This is a genomic window from Nonomuraea sp. NPDC054003, assembly GCF_055585125.1.
Genome location: NZ_JBVJKR010000038.1, coordinates 1 through 3,359, shown reverse-complemented (window position 1 = coordinate 3,359; position 3,359 = coordinate 1). Strand labels below are relative to the sequence as shown.

At 73.7% G+C, this 3,359-nt stretch carries 2 protein-coding genes; both read right to left on the bottom strand.

Annotated features, from left to right (window positions below; genetic code table 11):
- The coding region (gene cydC, locus ACZ6YG_RS44560; RefSeq protein WP_466021364.1) for a thiol reductant ABC exporter subunit CydC at window positions 1–1,674 on the bottom strand (1,674 nt) is incomplete at its 3' end.
- Window positions 1,671–3,359, bottom strand: a 1,689-nt coding sequence (locus tag ACZ6YG_RS44555) for an ABC transporter ATP-binding protein (RefSeq protein ID WP_466021363.1), incomplete at its 5' end; no start/stop codon positions are given. The genes ACZ6YG_RS44555 and cydC, both read right to left, overlap by 4 nt.

Genomic DNA, 3,359 nt, shown 5'->3' with positions numbered 1-3,359 from the left:
GCCGCCGTCCAGGACGACGATGCGGTCGGCGGTGCGGATGGTCGACAGGCGGTGGGCGATGATCAGGGTGGTGCGGTCGTGGCGGGCGGCGGTCATGGCGGCGGCGACCTCCTGCTCGCTCTCGGCGTCGAGGTTGGAGACGGCCTCGTCCATGATCAGGACGGGCGCGTCCTTGAGCAGCGCGCGGGCGATGGCGATGCGCTGGCGCTGCCCGCCGGACAGGCGGGCGCCGAGCTCGCCGGGCAGGGTGTCGTAGCCGTCGGGCAGGCCGGTGATGAACTCGTGGGCGTGCGCGGCGCGGGCGGCGGCCTCGACCTCGTCGTCGGTGGCGTGGGGCCGGCCGAGACGGATGTTGTCGGACAGCGGGATGTTGAACAGGTAGACGTCCTGGGGGACGAGCGTGATCAGGCGGCGCAGGTCCTCCTGCGGGAAGTCTCGGACGTCGTGGCCGCCGATGGTGATCGCGCCGGCGGTGACGTCCCAGAACCGCATGAGGAGGCTGGCGCAGGTGGATTTGCCCGCGCCCGAGTGGCCGATGAGGGCGACGGTCTGGCCGGGGGCGATGTCGAAGGTCGCGCCCGCGAGCGCTTCGGGCAGTTCCGGGGCGTAGCGGAAGCGGACCGTGTCGAAGCGGACGCGCGGTTCGACGGCGCCGGGCGGCGGCGCGTCGACGCGGTCGGTGACGGGAGGCGGGGTGCCGAGGATGGTCATGATGCGGTCGCCGGCGGCGGTGACGAGGCTGAGGTCGCGGGCGACGTCGGTGACGGCGATGACCGGGGCGAAGGTGGCGGCGGCCAGCACCACCGCGACGGGGAACAGCGCCGGTTCCAGGGCGTTCGCCGCCACGAGCAGGGCGGCGGTGACGAGCACGGCGAGCAGGCCGAGCGTGGTGGCGGCGTTGGTGACGGCGTGTTCGAGGCCGGAGCGGCGGCCGTGGGCGAGTCTGGCCTCCAGCAGCCGCCGGTCCTGCTCGTGCAGGCGGTCGAGCTGGCGGTCCCCCGCCCCCGAGGTGAGGAGCTCGCGGAGCCCCTGGAGGGTGTCGACGGCTTCGGCGTTGAGCTCGCCGAGCTGGGCGCGGAGCCGCGCGCCCTGGTCGGCGGCGCGTTGACGCAGCCAGGCGGGCAGGAGGGCGAGCAGGATCAACGCGGGCGCCAGGGCCAGCGCCAGGGCCGGGTGGAAGACGCCCAGCGCGGTCAGCGCGGCCACGGGGACGGTGACGGCGCTGATCAGCGGGCTGAGGGTGTGCGCGAACCACAGCTCCAACTGCTCGACGTCGGAGATGGCGGCGCTGCCGAGGTCGCCGGAGCGGCGCTGCAGCAGGTAGCCGGGCGCGAGGCGTTCGAAAGCGCTGTAGACGCGGCCCCGCACGTCGGCCAGCACGCGGAAGGCGGCCACGTGGGCGAGGTAGGACTCCAGCCATGGGGTGAGGGCCAGGAAGGGCAAAAGGAGACCGAGCGCGATCAGGCCGCCGCGCAGATCTTCGGGGGTGGCTCCGGTGATGGCGCGGCTGACCACCCAGGCGCCGACACCTGCCGAGGCGAGGACGACCAGGTGATGCGCGATGCCGCTGGCGATCGCGATCAGCAGCAGCGGGCGGTGCGGGCCGAGCAGGGCCAGGATCGGACGGAACCGGGAACCGCCGGTACGGGTGAGCGTGGCAGTGGCGGTGCTCATCGGGCGGCTCCGTTCTGGGCGGCGACCAGCCGGGCGTAGGCTCCCTGGCCGGACAGGAGCTCACGCGGCGGCCCGGATTCGGCGATGCGGCCGTCGGCCATGACGATGACCCGGTCGGCGGCCTGGACGGTGGACAGCCGGTGGGCGATCATCAGCGTGGTCCGGCCGCCGGACAGGGTGTCCAGGGCGTCCTGGATGGCGGACTCGTTGGCGGCGTCGACGCTGGAGGTGGCCTCGTCCAGGATGAGGATCGGGGCGTCCTTGAGCAGGGCGCGGGCGATGGCGATGCGCTGGCGTTCACCGCCGGAGAGCTTGAGGCCGCGCTCGCCGACGACGGTGTCGTAGCCGTCGGGCAGGGCGGTGATGAAGTCGTGGGCCTGGGCGGCGCGGGCGGCGGCTTCGACCTCCTCGCCGGTGGCGTCGGGGCGGGCGAGCGCGAGGTTGTGGCGCACGGTGCCGTGGAAGAGGTAGGTGTCCTGGGACACCACGGCGACCAGCGAGCGCAGCCGCTCCAGGGGCAGTTCGCGGACGTCGACGCCGTTGACGGCCACCCGTCCGGACTCCGGGTCGAAGAACCGCAGGAGCAGGGAGGCGACCGTCGTCTTGCCCGCGCCGGAGCGGCCGACGAGGGCGACGCGCTCGCCCGGCGCGAGGTCGAGGGAGAATCCGTCCAGGGCCGGCCGGTCGCGGTCGCGGTAGGTGAACGTCACACCGTCGAAGGACACGGAGGGCGGGCCGGTCAGGCCGAGCCGGGCGGTGCCCTGCGCCGGTTCGGGGGTGTCGAGGATCTCGAAGACGGCCTTGAGCGACGGGACGGCGCTGTAACTGGCGTGGTAGGCGGATTCCAGCTCCTTCAGCGGCCGGAAGCTCTCGGCGGTGAGCAGGAGGATGATCAGCAGCTCGGTGACGGTCAGCTCGCCCGCGGCCAGCCGGAGCGCGCCGGCGCCGAGCGCGACCGCGGTGCCCAGGCCGATGACGAACGCGACGCCGCCGACGTACCCGACGACGACGGCCATCAGCCGGATGGAGTCGCGGCAGAACCGGTCGGCCAGCCCGGCCAGCTCGGCGCCGCGCCGGCCGCTGGCGTTGAACGCCTTGAGCGTGGCCATGCCCTGCAACGCGTCGAGGTTCTCGGCGTACAGGCCCTTGTAGCCGCTGAACCACGCGGCGTTGCGGTCCCGCAGGACGCGGTCGGAGACCAGCGGCACGACGGGCAGCAGCAGGGCGCAGGCCAGCACCACGCCGCCGACCAGCGCGTCCAGGGTGAACAGGTACGCGGTCACGGCGACGGCGCCGAGGACGGACGCGATCACCTGGGGCAGGAACCTGCCGATGTAGGCGTCGGCGGTCTCGATGCCGTCCACCAAAGTGGTCTGGGACGAGCCGGTGCGTCCGCGCTGGGCGTGGGCGGGGCCGAGCCGGAGCAGCTTGCCGGTGAGGCGGCGGCGCAGCTCGGCCTTGACCGCGGCCGAGGTGCGCAGCGCGACGGATTCACGCACGGCCAGCGCGACGCTCCGGGCGAGTTGCAGCACGACGACGCCGGCGACGAGCCAGACAATGGAGCCCGCGTCCCGGCCGGCGAAGATCCGGGCCAGCGCCTGGGCGACGAGGACGCCCTGGCCGACGTAGGTGGCGGTGATGGACAGCAGCAACAGTACGAGTCCGGCCAGGCGCCACCGGATGGA